Below are 14,458 nucleotides of genomic sequence, written 5' to 3'. Positions count from 1 at the left end.
CCAACTCTTGCGGATCGCGTCGCAGCCGCTTAAAGCAAGACGCTGCACCGGCCTCCCTGAGCCGGGAGACCGATGCAGCGTCTTTCACTGGCTACTAGTTAGTGACTTTCCTGCGTCGCGCAGCGACCGTCAGCGCCACACCGGCACTGAGCAATGCCAGCACGCCGAGTCCCAGGGGCGCCAGCGGGAAGCCGGTATTCGGCAACTCGCCTTCACCCGCGGTGTTGCCGCCGTCGGTACCCGGGTTGGCACCGGGTTGGGTCCCGGGCTTCGTGCCCGGTTTAGTTCCGGGGTTGGTCCCTGGGTTTGTCCCGGGGTTCGTCCCCGGGTCAACCGCGGTCTTGCCGATATTGATCGGCAATCGTGCATAGCTTCCGCCATCGGTGGTGATGGTGAGGCGTCCGCCGTTGACCTGTGTCGGCATCTTGAAGCTCACGGTTGCCGCGCCACCGGAGACCGAGGTGCTGCCCAGGTCGGCTGGAACGACCGCAGTGGTCAACGCCCAGCCCTTGCCGCCACCGATTCCGGAAGGATCGTAGCGAACGCTGACCTTGCTGCTCACCGGGGTACCCAGCGAGGTCAGATCGAGTTTCTGCAGCTTGACCGAGACCTGGTCGTTCTCCTTCACCGAGCCGGGGGCATCGCTCACGCTCAGCCCGCGACGGCTGAAATCGGGAGCGATCGGCGCTTTGGCCGATTCAGTGGAGAGGTACTTGAACCAGGCATCCCGATCCACCAGCCCGCTGTCCTTGGCATTCTTCCCGTCCTTGAAGATCCGGAAGTTGTCACCGCCGGTGGTCAGGAAGCTGAAGGTGCCGATCCGGTAGGACTTCGCGGGATCGATCGGTGCCCCGTTGATCACGATCGAGGTCACGTGGCTGCCCAGGGGTTTGGACGGATCGTAGGTGTAATCCACGTTCTTCGACAGTCCCAGGTTCAGGAACGGACGACTCGGGATGGTGCCATCCGCATTCGTCTGCCACTGCTGTTCTAGGAGCGTCTTGAACTGCGCACCGGTCAAGCTGGTGGTCCACAGATTGTTCAAGAACGGCAGCACGGCATTGGCCTCCGCGATCGTGACCACGCCATCGCCTTCCGGACCCGCTGCCTTGAACAGCAGGTCGGAGCGCAGGCCGCCCGGATTCACGACGCCGATCTCAGCGCCACCCAGGTTCGGATCGGAGAGCGAGGACTTCAGCGCATTGGCCACCAGATTTCCCAGGGTGGATTCGTTCTGCCGGTCATCACGGGAGTACTTTCCGGTCGCCGGGTCGAAGATCTGTGCCGTGGTGATATCCGCGGCGATCTTGCCGATCGGCTTGGAGCCTTCCGCCTTGGCATAGGCCAGAGCGGCGTCCACGATCTGCTTGACCTTCGCTGCGACCGGGAACTGGCTGACCAGATCGGCGGCAGGGGTGGTGGTGCGCGGAACGTTGCGCTGCTGGTAGCTCACAACCTGCTTGCTCGTCGGATCGATGTAGAGCTGAACCTGTCCGACGTTCTCACCGTAGTCACCGGTTTGCAGCACTGGACGGGTCTTCACTGGTGCATCAGCGGCAACACCCGGAATGGGAGCGTCCCAGGCGTATTCCTTATGGGTGTGACCGGTGAAGATAGCGTTGACGGCCGGAGAGGTCTGGTTCACGATCTTCTTGAACGCCTCGTTCTGGCCGGCCGGAGCATTGAGTTCCTGCTCCAGGCTAGCTCCGTCCGGGGTGCCTTCGGCAGCGCCCTCGTGGTATTCGGCCACGATGACATCGGCTAGGCCCTGAGCCTTGATCTTGGCAGCCACCCGGTTGACCGCATCCACCGGATCGCCGAATTCGAGCTGGGTGATGCCACCCGGGCTCACCAGGGTCGGGGTTTCACCGGTCACCGCACCGATCACGGCGACTTTCACGCCGTTCACGGTGAGGATCTTGTACTCGTCCAGCGCCGGGGTGGTGGTTCCCTTCAGGTACACATTGGCACCCAGATAACCCCATGCGGCATTGCCTCCGCCCTTGATGATCCGGTCCTTCAGATCGGTGAAACCGCCGTCGAACTCGTGATTACCAACGGCTGACGCCTGCAGGCCCATGGCGTTGAGTACATCGATGGTCGGCTGATCCTTCTGCACTGCCGAGGCGTACAGCGAAGCGCTGACATTGTCCCCGGCCGAGAGGAAGGCGGTAGCTCCGTTCGGCGAAGCCGCCTTGAGCTGCTCAACCGTGCCGCTGAAATTCACCGTGTTCTCATCGATCCGACCGTGGAAGTCGTTGATATTCAACAGGTTCACTTCGAGCGGGTTCGCTTCGGCGCTCTTCAGCTTGAGGCCGACGACCACCGGGTCGTGGTCACTCGCGGCGTAGGGCTCGGTGTTGTAGTAGTTCGTGACGTTGTAGTTGTAACGCGAGTAGTTCAGCGCGATCGGCTCGACCGAGTTGATATTCCAGATATCGGCACCGGTGATTGAGGGCACGAATTCGCTGGAGACCAGCACATGGTCGAGCGAGCCAACCCGGCCGTCGTAGAGATAGGAGTGCTTGCCGGTCTGCGGATCGAGGTCCGTGTAACCGGCGGCGGTCAGCGTGTTGATCGGATCTTCTTTGCTGTAGGCATTGAAGTCGCCGATCAAGAGCACCCGCTGGGTGTTCTTCTGCGCTTTGAGAGTGTTGGCGAAGCCGATCAGGGCCTGAGCCTGCTTGACCCGGGCCTTATTGGAGTTCCCCTGGCCCTTATCGGTGTCGCTGGGGTCATTGGCTGGCGCCGAGCCCTTGGACTTGAAGTGGTTCACAATGGCCAGGAACTGCTCGGAATCCGAGCCGCCCTTCGGCTTGAAGACCTGTGCCAGCGGCTGACGAGCGATGCCGGTGAAAGCGACGTCGTCGAGGATGATCGAATCGCCCACCGGTTCGGCTGCCGCCGTCTTGAAGATGAAGGCGGTGCGGATCACATCTTCTTTGCTGACGTCCGGGCGGGTCTGCGGAGAGCGCACGTAGTCCCAGACGGTGGAGCCGAGCTTGGCGTTCAGCGCGTTGACCAGGGTTCGCAGCGCTTTGTCCCGGTCAGTCGCGCTATCGGCGAATTTAGCCGAGTTCTCAATTTCCTCCAGGGAGAGAATATCTGCTCCGGTGCCGATGATGCCGGCAACCACTTTGTCCTGCTGGCGTTGCAGATTAGCCGCGTCCCAGGCGCCACGCTGAGTGCAGCCGGTGCGTACCGTGATCTTGTTCCCTGCTCGGTCAGAATAGGCCTGACAGGCCGGGTCCAGATCGCCGGTGTGGATGAAGTAGTTCTGCACATTGAAGGAGGCGATCTTCAGATCGCCGCCGACATTAGCCGGAGCTGAGCGGGTGTCGGAGAAACTGGCTGGCTGCACGCTCGCCGCATTGGCGGGAGTGAGCTGGGTCAGCGGCTGCAACTTATAGTCGCCGTTGCGGTTGTCGAAGATGACATTGGTCTTGAAGGTGACCGCTGAGCCGACCCGCAACGACGACGTCGTAGTCAGGTAGGGCAGCGGGGTGCCCTGGTTGGCGGCACTCAGGAAGTTCGTGGAGGCGCCGTCGTCAAGACCGATCGACTTAGCCGCATTGGAAGCGATCAGTGCGGTGTTCTCGCTGCTCCCATAGGGGTAGAGGGCGTTCGGCTGGACCAGTGGCGAGTTGCCTGAAGCGAGTTCGAGCTCGCCGTACTGGTTCAGGGAGTAGTTATCGGAGACAGTGAAGTCGCCCTTAGGAGCGAAGAGCATGCCTTCCAGGGATTCGCGTTCCGCTGCGCTCGCGGGAAGATCGACGACGGCGGCCTTCACCGCGACCGCAGGCTGGCTCAGCTTGCTGAGCTTATCCGCGGGAACCGTGATCTCGGTGAGCGACGTGGCGTCATTGGCGCCCTTGTACTCACTGACCGTGCCGGTGACCTCGACGAAGTCGCCGGGCTGCACCTGGGTGACGGTTGAGGGAGAGTAGACGAAGACGGCGTCCGAAGCCTTGTGCGTCGCGAGATCGAGATCGCCGCCGGTGCCCTCGGTCTGGATGTAGTAGCCGTTGAAACCACCCGTCGGGTAGACAGCGGTGACCACACCACGGGTGGTGACGCTCTGGTTCACCAAGGGGCTGGTATCGCTGGTGCCTTGGATGTCCTTGATCGCGGCGATGGTCGGGTTGCCAGGTCCTGGGTCGCCCGGGCCGGGATCGCTCTTGCTGCCCTGCGGGGTGACGTTCGTGGAGGCGCTGAAATCGGCGGAATTGTTATTTGTGTCCGCGAAGTTCGTTCGATTCAGCGATTTCGTCACGCTGGCGGCGCTGGAGGCCGCGGTTTCAAAAGTATTCGAGGTGCCGTAGCCGAGCAGATCGGCGATATCGGCGTTGTCCGTGACAGAGCCGGTGGCGAGCGGGTTCAGCGCGGAGGCCTTCTTGGCCAGGATGAGGGTGCCGCCGGCTGCGGCGAAGCTGTAGTTGGAAGCATCCGCGTCGGCTGCCGGGAGTTCCGCGCCGTTGGCGGCATTGCTGTTTCCCTTGATCAGGTAGTAGCCGTGCGGTGCAATGGAGCCGCTCAGCGGGGTCACCCCGGTGGGGGCAGCTGAGCCGGTCGCGCTGCGATACTGCAAGGACCAGCCACTGAGCGAGACCGCAGCATCACTGGTGTTGTAGAGCTCGACGAATTTATTCTTATAGACGGCGCCAGCTGAACCGCCATTGAGATAAGCCTCGTTGATCAGCACCGGTGAGGTACCGGCAACCCTTGGTGTTTCGTTGGCTGCAATGGCTGGCGCGGTGGCTAGCGGTGCGGCAAAAAGAGCCGCAGCGAGCACCGCCCCCAGCGTCATGCGGATGGACTTGACTGTCATATTTCCCCGTTTCTTTTAGCTCGTCTTTGAGTCATACCTAGGCTCAATGGCCCCCTGAGCCTGATGCGATAGTGAAGGCGACGCGACTGAAGCACTTCAGTGAATCAGATGGGGGTTAACGCTAGGTTGCGTGGTAGCGAGAACTTCACAAACATACGCCAAAGGCGGCTCCGCTGAGTTGCAGAACCGCCTTCAGGCTGCTGGCTACTTCTTGGCGCCCTTGAGGCTGCCGGTGACCTTTACGCCTTCTTTCTCGCCAGCAATGAGGCAGAGAATTTCGCGATCATCGGCTTTCCAGCTCTCTTCGGTCGGGAAGAAGTAGGTCATGTTCAAGACAGAGTCCTCGGTTTTGACCCCGACGAACTTTTCAAAGGCTGGTTCGCAGTAAGCATCGGCTTGATCTGTTACTGCCTGCTTGCCTGGGTAGTCGCCGTCCTTCATCAGGGTGCGGTCAAAAGCCTCGTAGTCATGGGGCTGACTGCAGGGCACGCTCACCACATCGGTGACCGAAGTGCCACCGGGATCCTGAATGCAATCGCCGACCTTGATCTGGAAGGCATCCGAGGTGGAGGTCGCTGTCACGGTGCCGCTGGGGTCGCGTGCCGGGCCGCCTCCGTCGAGCAGGCTGCAGCCACTGAGCGAGAGACCGAGTACTAAGGCCCCGCCTGCAACAGCTGTAATACCTAAGCGGCGTGATTTCATCGCAGCGAACATCGTTGAACTCCTCAGTCATTTCACGGTTCCAGGCGGGCTACTCGAGCTAACCAATTCATTTTTGAACAAAAGTTACTTGCTGAGAATAGCCCATTCGTACAGGAGATTTACAGCTAATTTTCCGGAAAATCTAAAAATTTCCCGATGCTGTCATAAATTTGTGAAACGCTATCGGTATCTACTGCCGGACTGCCGCCGATCCGGCGTCGCCACCTCCCCCATCGAGTGTGTAGATCTACATGTTAAGGGCCCCCAAAAGATGGAGATCTACACACTCGATGAGGGGGAGCCAACAAAAAGCCCTCCGACCGAACTCGGTCAGAGGGCTTAGCGCGGAAGGTATGGGATTTGAACCCATGAGACGGGGTTACCGCCCACTGGTTTTCAAGACCAGCTCCATCGGCCGCTCGGACAACCTTCCAGAACTACTAGTGTTTCACGACTCTGCCCCGTCAATCAAAGTCAGGCAAAGCCTGCCCAGCGCCCCGAGGGAGCGCTTAGCTTCCGGATGGCGAGGCCTCAGAGCAATCTGCGGACCCGAACATCCCGCAGCCACAGACCCAACCACAGGCCAATCCCGACGTAGACGGCGAAAAGCACGGTGCTGAAGAGCGGGGCTTCGACGCGGAGTTGGCTGGTCACCGCGCCACCTAGATAGCCGGTCATCAGGATAGCTCCAAGAATCGCGGTGCGCGGAATGAGGGTCAGTGCCAAGATGACGAGTTCTACGATGCCGATCGGCAAAGCCAGCCCCTCGGGGTAGCCCAATTGCTTCATCGATTCCTGCACCACCGCCGGATTCAGCAGATGAGTCACGCCGTCGAAAGCCAGGAAGAGAGTGACCAAGCCCGTCACAATCCAACCTGCGATCCTGGCGCCTTTGCCGATACGCTGAGTTGAGCTAACTGTCGGATGTTGTGTCATGGTCACATCATAGGAGCCGAAATGAAAGCCGTCACTGCTTTAGTCCCCGGAGGTCCGGAGGCTCTGCAACTCACTGAGCTGCCGGATCCTTCTCTGAAACCCGGCGAAGTACTGATCGACGTCGTCGCCGCTGGGATCAACCGAGCCGATGTGCAGCAGCGACGGGGCCTATACCCCTCGCCTCCTGGCGCCCCGGATTTTCCCGGTCTTGAAGTGTCCGGCCGGGTAGCCCAGGCCGCTCAGGGGTTCGAAGAAGGGCAGCCAGTAGTGGCGCTTCTTGCTGGCGGCGGCTACGCGGAGCGCGTCGCGGCACCGGCCGGGCAGGTGCTTCCGGCCCCGGAGGGCATAGATCTGATCGCCGCCGCGGGAATTCCCGAGGTGGCCGCCACCGTTTATTCCAACGTTTTCATGCTCGCCAAACTTCGCGCTGCGCAGACTCTGCTGGTTCACGGCGGAGCGGGCGGGATCGGTTCGATGGCGATTCAATTGGCGAAGCACCACGGTGCACAAGTGATCAGCACCGCGGGCAGTGCTGAGAAGTGTCAGCGGATACTGGAACTCGGAGCGGATCAGGCGATCAACTACCGGGAGCAGGATTTCGTCCACCTTGTTCAGCAGCATGGCGGAGCCGACGTCATTCTCGATGTGATGGGTGCTGTTTATTTGTCGAGGAACGTTGAGGCATTGGCCCTCGACGGTCGACTCGTAGTGATCGGTTTGCAGGGTGGGAAAACCGGAGAACTTGATCTGGGAGTTTTGATGGCTAAGCGCGGCGCGGTCTTCGGCACCGGTCTGCGCTATCGGTCCCTCGAGGAGAAGGCGGAGATCATGCGCCAGGTGCAGCAGCATGTTTGGCCGCTGCTAGCAGACGGCCGGCTCACCCCGAGCATCGGTAAGACCTTTCCCCTCTCAGAAGCGGCGGCGGCGCATGAGTATTTTGATTCGGGCGAGCATCAGGGAAAGATCCTGCTCACCGTTTAATGGCGAGAGCCTCCGGTTAATCCGGTTAATTAAGCGAAAGTATTCAAGCGAAGGCTGGGCCGAGATTCCCGCAAGGGGACGCCTCATCGGGACGACGACGGCGAGCCTGGGAGTTCTACTTTCGGGCTGCCGCAGTCCATCCAGAGTTCTTTGGCGATGTTTGATTGCTTGTTCAACGGGTCAGCCAATTTACTCATATAGAGGTAGTCGAGCTGTTTCTCGGTCTTATCCGGTGGTGGCGGGAAGGCTGCGGCGATGCCCTGCAACTGAGTGGCAACTGGGTCGAAGGCTGCCGCGTATTCGGTGAATTTTGCGGATAAAGGCGATCCTTTGAGCTTTTCTGCCGCCGTGGTTACTTCGGTTCGAAGCTGGTCGAGCTTTCCGGCGACTTCTGAGGGGTTCCCTTTTTTCGCGAGCGGGTAGAGCTCATCGTAGATCGATCCGTTGATCTTCTGCACGGCTACGCTCACGACGTCGCAGGCCTGTTGGGTGTTCAGGATCGGCGTATCTGAATCAGTGGGCGCAGCATCGCTGCCCGTACAAGCAGTGAGCAATAGGAGTCCGAAGACGACCGCGGAGCAGCAGAGAAAACTGAGATTGCGGGTCATGTGCGCTTCCCCAGGGTAATGAATTGACTGTCAGGTGAGGGAGAACTGGCCGGGTGCGGGATCCCCGTTGATCAGGCGAGGATCCTGCACCTTGGCGCTAGAACAGAGCAGCCGCGCTCACTCTAGAGAATGGTGAGTGAGGTGACTTTGATGGCGTCACCGTAGCTGTGACCTTCCCCTCGGCCGAAGAGGCGGATTGCCGTAGCTCCCCAGCCGTTTTGCTCGACGAAGGTATATGCGCCCTGGTTATTGCCGGTGCGCACGGTCCAGACCCAGTTGACATCAACGCCGGTAGCGCCCGCTTCTGCATAGCAGAAGGGAACTACGGCGTTATTGGCGGGATCCCGTTTGATAAAGATGGTGTAACCGGCATTTCCGGTATACACATCCGCGAGGCAATCGAACGGGTTGGTGAGATAGATAGCGGGAGCAACAGTGGTGGGCACTGATGCAGCGGGTGCGACGGCCGGCTGTGCGGCCTGTGCGGAGGTGACTCCGGCGGAAGAGAGTGCCAGAGCGATACCGAAAGCGGCGATTCCTTTTTGCAGTGGTTTCTTTGTCGTGAACATAGGGCGATGCTCCTTATGAAACGATGCAGCTGGTGATTATCTCCCGGGTAGATCCGATAAGCACCAACCACTTTTCGGATTTAGTGACTAAAAAGCTTTAGTCGCTATGAGTTTGCTGTGTTTTGGGTGTGAGCCGCAAGGGAAATGCGCGAAGATTGAGCTAAATTTTAGAGTTTTTTCAGAGTACTACAAGGTAACTTTGCGCAACTGACTAAGTGAATCGTTTTAGCCTCAGGTGCACTCAGTAAGCGCCCGGTGGGTTTCTGCGGATGGCTCTTAGTCGGTGAGGTGATCTACCAGTCGAGCAGCGATTCCGGTGTACGTTCCAGGGGTCAGCGCATGCAGCCGGTTTTCGGCATCCTGGGAGAGGCCGAGTTCCGCGACGAACTCCCGCATTCTGGTGGCGTCCACTCGCTGCCCGCGAGTGAGATCCTTGAGGCGTTCGTAAGGATCATCCATGCCGGGCACTCCGGCGAGGGCTTCTGCGCGCATCACGGTCTGGATGGCCTCACCGAGGACCTCCCAGTTGTGGTCGAGGTCTTCGGCGAGGACCTGCTCGGCGGTGTCCAATCGACCCAGACCACCCAGCACGTTATTGATCGCCAAAAGGGAGTGCCCAAAAGCGACGCCGATATTGCGCTGGCTCGATGAATCGGTGAGGTCTCGTTGCCAGCGTGAAGTGACCAGGGTGGAGGCCAAGGTATCCAGCAGAGCAGAGGAGATCTCCAGATTGGCCTCGGCGTTCTCGAAGCGGATCGGATTCACCTTATGCGGCATGGTCGAGGAACCGGTGGCGCCGGGTACCGGAATCTGCGCGAAATAGCCGATGGAGATATAGCTCCAGATATCGGTGCAGAGGTTATGCAGGATCCTGTTGAAACGTGCGATATCGGCGTATAGCTCGGCTTGCCAATCGTGTGATTCGATCTGCGTGGTGAGCGGATTCCAGCTCAACCCCAGACCCTCCACGAAACTACGGGAAATGGCTTGCCAATCCAGTGCGGGTGCTGCGGCGTAGTGTGCGGCGTAGGTGCCGGTGGCTCCATTGATCTTGCCCAGGTACTCGGCGTTTTCAATTCGCTTCAGCTGCCGGTCCAGGCGATAGGCGAGGACGGCGATCTCCTTGCCGAGGGTGCTCGGCGTCGCCGGCTGTCCATGAGTGCGGGAGAGCATCGGCACGGCACGATTCTCTTCGGCTATCGCGTGTAACTTGGCGCTCAGCGTCCTGGCGGCTGGCAGCCAGACATGTTGCACCGCGCCCTTCACTCCGAGGGCATAGGAGAGGTTATTGATGTCCTCGCTGGTGCAGGCGAAGTGCACGAGCGGTTTGAGCTGCTCGATGCCGATTCCGGCCAGACGGCGGCCGATGTAATACTCCACCGCTTTCACATCGTGCACGGTGGCCTTTTCGATCTCGGCTAGTTCCTCGATCGAATCGGCGTCGAATTCGGTGACGATAGCACGTAATTTTTCCTGCTGATCAGCGTTCAGCGCACTGATGCCGGGCAGTGCGGAAGCTGAACTCAGGTGGATGAGCCATTCCACTTCTACCGCGATACGATCCCTGTTGAGTGCGGCTTCCGAAAGATAGTCAGTCAGCGGTGCGACGGCGGGGCGGTAGCGTCCGTCCAGCGGCCCTAGTGCGATGCCGTTCTCCTGTGCGGCGAAAGAACGCCGCCCCGAGGCGATCCGGGAAACATCAGTGAGGGTCTGATCAGCAGAGGAGATGTGTGCCATGGCTCGATTCTTTCATGCCTCAACCCCATCCACACCTCGGCCTCCGCTCTCCGCGACCAGCCGCCCCTTCCAATGGTGCAGACGTTACCCCAGGGGCAGATACGACACATCATCTGCCACCGGCGTAACACTCAGTGGGACGGCTGAATCAGAACGCGGGAGGGGAGGGGAGGAACGCGGGCAGGGAGGCTAGCGTTTGTGGTCGGCGGATCGATTGATTCCGGTGACGGCATTACCGATCATGGACAGGATGCTGATGATGATGGCGGCCCAGATGGCGGTCCAGAAGAAGCTGTCGATCGTGAAGTGCACCGGGGTGTAACCGCTCAGCCATGAGGTGAGCCAGAGCATCAAGGCATTGATCACTATGGTGAAAAGCCCCAGGGTGAGAATCGTGACGGGCAGCGAGATGAGCTTCACCAGGGGGAGGATCAGGGCATTGACCACGCCGAAGATCAGTCCGATGAAGAGGAAAGCCAGCACGGTGGCCAGGGTGTCATTTCCCTGGGTGAGATCCAGGGTGCCCTGATTGCCGATCTTCGCTCCGGGCAGGATCCAGCTGGTGATCCATAGTGCAATGGTGCTGATGAGCACTCGGACGATGAACTTTCCCATCCCTCCATGCTGGCACACTTCCCAGCATTTGAGCAGTTAGAGTGTGAAGGTGAGCACTGAGAATCCTGCAGAGTCTACGGTTCGTCCACGTTCCGCGCTGGGGCGGCTGCCCCGCTACGCCGCGGGTAAACCACCGGTTCAGGTGGCAGGGATGGAAAGCTTCAAACTCTCCTCCAACGAGAATCCGCTGCCCCCTCTGCCGGAGGTGCTGGAAGCTCTTGTCGGAGGCCCGGAAATCAATCGTTACCCCGATCCGAGCGGAACGCCATTGCGCACGGCGCTGGGCGATTTTCTCGATGTACCCGCCGAGCACATCGTGACTGGCGGAGGCAGTCTCGGGGCGCTCAACCAGATCCTGGCGGCATTCTCCGGTGCCAACGACGGCGCGGAACCCGATGAGGTGATCTACGCCTGGCGCTCCTTTGAGGCCTACCCGATCTCAGTGGGCTTGGCCGGTGCGCGCAGTATCCAGGTACCGCTGGCTGCGGGTGCCCGCCATGATCTGGAGGCGATGGCCGCAGCGATCACCGAACGCACTCGGGTGATCATTCTCTGCACCCCGAATAATCCGACCGGTCCGGTCTTGCACACCGCCGAAGTTGAAGATTTCCTCAGCAAGGTGCCCGAAGACGTCGTCGTGGTGGTCGACGAGGCCTATCTGGAATTCGTCACTGACCTCAGGGCTGTGCAAGGCCTTGAGCTCTACCGGAAATACCCGAACATCGTGGTCTTGCGTACATTCTCCAAAGCGTATGGACTGGCTGGCTTACGCGTCGGTTACTCGGTGGCGCAGCCGGAACTGACTCAGTACCTGCGGGTCGCTGCGGTACCGTTCGCGGCATCGAGTGTTGCACAATACGCCGCCATCAAATCGCTCGAGCTCTACCCCAAAATAGTGGAACGGGTACAAAGCTTGGTGCTGGAACGAGACAGGGTGATGATCGGTCTCAAAGAGCTAGGCTGGCAGGTCCCGGAGGCCCAGGGCAATTTCATCTGGCTCAATCTAGCTGAGAATTCAGTTGAATTTGCTGGCCTCGCCGAGGCTCAGGGGCTCTCTGTGCGGCCCTTTGCGAACGAGGGTGTCAGGGTCTCCATCGGCGAAGTCGAGGCTAACAGCCGCTTTCTGCAGTTCTGTAAGAGTTATACAAAACCTCCTGTGGCTTCCTAGTCGGTCACATGGCCGGATTTGCGTGTTTTTTTGATTAGAGTGGAAGATGAGTCGGAGAAATATTCTCCAAGAGTTATGCATTCCTTGAGGGGAATATATTTATAGCCGAAGCATGGATTGAGGTCTGCTGTGTCAACAGCGAATCTGCCCGATATTGAAAAGAACGCCCAGCGCGGAGAGCTGCCGATAGCACCCGAGGCGGGAAGCTCCGGGGCCGAGCAGGACCTATTGCAATTGCTCACGCCAGAAGGCCGCCGAGCCTCCGATCAGGTCTTCGGGGCCTACGCGGAGGAGTTGAGCGCTGATCGGCTTCGCCAGTTCTACCGCGATATGGCGCTGGCACGTCGTTTCGATCAGGAAGCAACTGCCCTGCAGCGCCAGGGTGAGCTGGCCATGTGGGTGCCCTTGGTGGGTCAAGAGGCGGCTCAAGTCGGTTCCGTCAGGGCCACTCAGCCCGAAGACTATATTTTCCCCACCTACCGTGAGCACGCGGTGGCCATGGCCCGCGGAATAAATCCCGCGCAGTTACTGAGTCTCTTCAGGGGAATTTCTCACGGAGGCTGGGATCCGAGGGAAAACAACTTCCATCTCTACACTCTGGTACTGGCCGCCCAAACCCTTCACGCGGTGGGTTACGCGATGGGGATGCAGCGGGATAAGGCTGCCGGGCAGCTGGAGGATTCCGCCGTCGTCGCCTATTTCGGAGATGGCTCCAGCTCTGAGGGCGACGTGCACGAATCGATGGTGTTCGCGGCTTCCTTCCAGGCGCCAGTGGTCTTCTTCTGCCAGAACAACCAGTGGGCCATTTCGGTGCCGTTCTCTGTGCAATCCCGGGTGCCTCTCGCCAACCGAGCTGCGGCCTATGGCTTTCCCGGGCTCAGAGTCGACGGTAACGATGTGCTCGCGGTCTATGCGGCCACTCAGTGGGCGCTCGAACATGCCCGATCGGGTAAGGGCCCGGTGCTAATCGAAGCAGTCACTTACCGCTTAGGAGCACACACCACAGCGGATGATCCGAGCAAGTATCGCGGAAACGCTGAAGAGGAAAGCTGGCGTCTGCGGGATCCGCTCTTGCGCCTGGAGAAGCTGCTCAGAGCTGAGGGCCACGCCGATCAGGCTTTCTTCGAGGGTCTGAAGCTCGAGGATGATCAGCTGGCAATCCAGTTGCGCCACGATGTACTGGCCATGAAGGCACCTGATCTGCGAGCTTCGTTCGCCTCCGTTTACGCGGAACAGCACCCGCTGATCGCTGAGGAGCTGGCTTGGCTGGAAGAGTATGAAGCCGGTTTCACGGCGGAAGGCGAGCAGTCATGACGAGGCTGACCATTGCGAAGGCCATTAACGAGGGCTTGCGCCGCTCGCTGGCTGATGACCCTAAGACCTTGCTGATGGGTGAGGATATCGGTTCCCTCGGGGGCGTCTATCGGGTCACCGAGGGGCTCAAGGCCGAATTCGGTGCGGATCGGGTGGTGGACACCCCGCTGGCCGAGTCAGGCATCATCGGCACCGCGATCGGTTTGGCGCTACGCGGCTACCGGCCGATCTGTGAGATTCAGTTCGACGGGTTTGTCTTCCCGGGTTTCAACCAGATCACCACTCAGCTGGCCAAGATCCACGCCAGGAGCGCCGGTCAGCTGAAGACCGGGGTGGTGATCCGGATTCCTTACGGCGGCGGGATCGGTTCGATCGAGCATCACTCCGAATCACCCGAGGCGCTTTTCGCGCATACCGCGGGCCTGCGGATCATCACTCCTTCGAATCCGCACGACGCCTATTGGATGACGCAGCAGGCGGTGCAGTGCCCCGATCCGGTGATTATTTTCGAGCCCAAGCGGAGGTACTGGCTCAAGGGCGAGGTGAATACAGAGTCACCCGCTGGCAGCCCCTTTGAAGCCCAGATTCTGCGTGAAGGTCTGGATGCCACCGTGCTCGCCTATGGACCCCTGGTTCCGGTGGCGCTCGCGGCGGCAGCCGCCGCCGAGCAGGACGGGCGCAGTCTCGAAGTCATTGACTTGCGCTCGCTCTCCCCGATTGACTTTGAAACCATCACCGGCTCGGTGCAGAAAACTGGCCGACTGCTGATCGCCCATGAAGCCCCGACCTTCGGGGGACTTGGCGGCGAGATCGCGGCCCGGATCAGTGAGCGTGCGTTTTATTCACTGAAGTCCCCGGTGATCCGGATCGGTGGCTTCCACATGCCCTATCCGATAGCGAAGGTCGAGGAGCAATACCTGCCGGACATTGACCGGATCCTGGAAGCACTCGACCGCGCAATGGCCTACTGATTCAATGCCTACCATCTTGAGGGAGTCCA

The 14,458-nt window shown here is 60.0% G+C and carries 11 protein-coding genes and 1 tRNA gene; 4 read left to right on the top strand and 8 right to left on the bottom strand.

All coding sequences use genetic code 11. From position 1 onward, the window contains the following. Positions 1 to 94: 94 nt before the first annotated feature. The 4 genes from ABDK06_RS07140 to ABDK06_RS07125 form a co-directional block, all read right to left on the bottom strand. Positions 95 to 4,828 (bottom strand): ExeM/NucH family extracellular endonuclease, encoded by a 4,734-nt coding sequence (locus tag ABDK06_RS07140; protein ID WP_394940273.1) that lies wholly within the window; start codon positions 4,826 to 4,828, stop codon positions 95 to 97. A 204-nt stretch (positions 4,829 to 5,032) separates the two neighbouring features. Then, entirely contained in the window at positions 5,033 to 5,542 is a 510-nt protein-coding gene (locus tag ABDK06_RS07135) for a septum formation family protein (RefSeq protein WP_394940272.1), read from the bottom strand. Between the two features lie 333 nt (positions 5,543 to 5,875). After that, positions 5,876 to 5,963, bottom strand: a tRNA-Ser gene (locus tag ABDK06_RS07130). Positions 5,964 to 6,061: 98 nt separating this feature from the next. Beyond that, positions 6,062 to 6,466, bottom strand: a complete 405-nt coding sequence (locus ABDK06_RS07125) for a DoxX family protein (RefSeq protein ID WP_394940271.1) — start codon at positions 6,464 to 6,466, stop codon at positions 6,062 to 6,064. A 21-nt stretch (positions 6,467 to 6,487) separates the two neighbouring features. Between ABDK06_RS07125 and ABDK06_RS07120 the strand changes: the two genes are divergently transcribed. After that, the gene (locus tag ABDK06_RS07120) at positions 6,488 to 7,447 is read left to right on the top strand and encodes an NAD(P)H-quinone oxidoreductase (protein WP_394940270.1); all 960 of its coding nucleotides are present in this window, start codon (positions 6,488 to 6,490) and stop codon (positions 7,445 to 7,447) included. Between the two features lie 83 nt (positions 7,448 to 7,530). On the opposite strand, the gene ABDK06_RS07115 is transcribed toward ABDK06_RS07120, so the two are convergent. From ABDK06_RS07115 to ABDK06_RS07100, 4 genes are all read right to left on the bottom strand, one after another. Next, the gene (locus ABDK06_RS07115) at positions 7,531 to 8,055 is read right to left on the bottom strand and encodes a hypothetical protein (protein ID WP_394940269.1); all 525 of its coding nucleotides are present in this window, start codon (positions 8,053 to 8,055) and stop codon (positions 7,531 to 7,533) included. A 122-nt stretch (positions 8,056 to 8,177) separates the two neighbouring features. Continuing rightward, positions 8,178 to 8,624, bottom strand: a complete 447-nt coding sequence (locus ABDK06_RS07110; protein ID WP_394940268.1) for a hypothetical protein — start codon at positions 8,622 to 8,624, stop codon at positions 8,178 to 8,180. A gap of 276 nt (positions 8,625 to 8,900) precedes the next feature. Then, the gene (purB, locus tag ABDK06_RS07105; RefSeq protein WP_394940267.1) at positions 8,901 to 10,361 is read right to left on the bottom strand and encodes an adenylosuccinate lyase; all 1,461 of its coding nucleotides are present in this window, start codon (positions 10,359 to 10,361) and stop codon (positions 8,901 to 8,903) included. Positions 10,362 to 10,550: 189 nt separating this feature from the next. Further along, entirely contained in the window at positions 10,551 to 10,976 is a 426-nt protein-coding gene (locus ABDK06_RS07100) for a phage holin family protein (RefSeq protein WP_394940266.1), read from the bottom strand. A 49-nt stretch (positions 10,977 to 11,025) separates the two neighbouring features. Between ABDK06_RS07100 and ABDK06_RS07095 the strand changes: the two genes are divergently transcribed. From ABDK06_RS07095 to ABDK06_RS07085, 3 genes are all read left to right on the top strand, one after another. Next, positions 11,026 to 12,144 carry a histidinol-phosphate transaminase gene (locus tag ABDK06_RS07095; RefSeq protein WP_394940265.1) on the top strand — a complete coding sequence of 373 codons (1,119 nt, stop codon included), beginning with the start codon at positions 11,026 to 11,028 and terminating at the stop codon, positions 12,142 to 12,144. A 180-nt stretch (positions 12,145 to 12,324) separates the two neighbouring features. Continuing rightward, positions 12,325 to 13,458 (top strand): pyruvate dehydrogenase (acetyl-transferring) E1 component subunit alpha, encoded by a 1,134-nt coding sequence (gene pdhA, locus ABDK06_RS07090; RefSeq protein ID WP_394940815.1) that lies wholly within the window; start codon positions 12,325 to 12,327, stop codon positions 13,456 to 13,458. Beyond that, positions 13,455 to 14,429, top strand: a complete 975-nt coding sequence (locus ABDK06_RS07085) for an alpha-ketoacid dehydrogenase subunit beta (RefSeq protein WP_394940264.1) — start codon at positions 13,455 to 13,457, stop codon at positions 14,427 to 14,429. Before pdhA ends, ABDK06_RS07085 begins: the two co-directional genes overlap by 4 nt. Positions 14,430 to 14,458: the final 29 nt, after the last annotated feature.

Origin of the sequence: Psychromicrobium ferritrahens, from assembly GCF_043789415.1 — a bacterium.
Taxonomy (GTDB): Bacteria; Actinomycetota; Actinomycetes; order Actinomycetales; family Micrococcaceae; genus Renibacterium.
Note: the sequence above shows the minus strand (reverse complement) of the source record. Positions and strands in the feature narration are given on the sequence as shown.

Coding starts and splice junctions, on each gene's coding strand:
- ABDK06_RS07140 (WP_394940273.1), bottom strand. CDS start 4,828: ATGACAGTCAAGTCCATCCGCATGACGCTGGGGGCGGTGCTCGCTGCG.
- ABDK06_RS07135 (WP_394940272.1), bottom strand. CDS start 5,542: ATGTTCGCTGCGATGAAATCACGCCGCTTAGGTATTACAGCTGTTGCA.
- ABDK06_RS07125 (WP_394940271.1), bottom strand. CDS start 6,466: ATGACACAACATCCGACAGTTAGCTCAACTCAGCGTATCGGCAAAGGC.
- ABDK06_RS07120 (WP_394940270.1), top strand. CDS start 6,488: ATGAAAGCCGTCACTGCTTTAGTCCCCGGAGGTCCGGAGGCTCTGCAA.
- ABDK06_RS07115 (WP_394940269.1), bottom strand. CDS start 8,055: ATGACCCGCAATCTCAGTTTTCTCTGCTGCTCCGCGGTCGTCTTCGGA.
- ABDK06_RS07110 (WP_394940268.1), bottom strand. CDS start 8,624: ATGTTCACGACAAAGAAACCACTGCAAAAAGGAATCGCCGCTTTCGGT.
- purB (WP_394940267.1), bottom strand. CDS start 10,361: ATGGCACACATCTCCTCTGCTGATCAGACCCTCACTGATGTTTCCCGG.
- ABDK06_RS07100 (WP_394940266.1), bottom strand. CDS start 10,976: ATGGGAAAGTTCATCGTCCGAGTGCTCATCAGCACCATTGCACTATGG.
- ABDK06_RS07085 (WP_394940264.1), top strand. CDS start 13,455: ATGACGAGGCTGACCATTGCGAAGGCCATTAACGAGGGCTTGCGCCGC.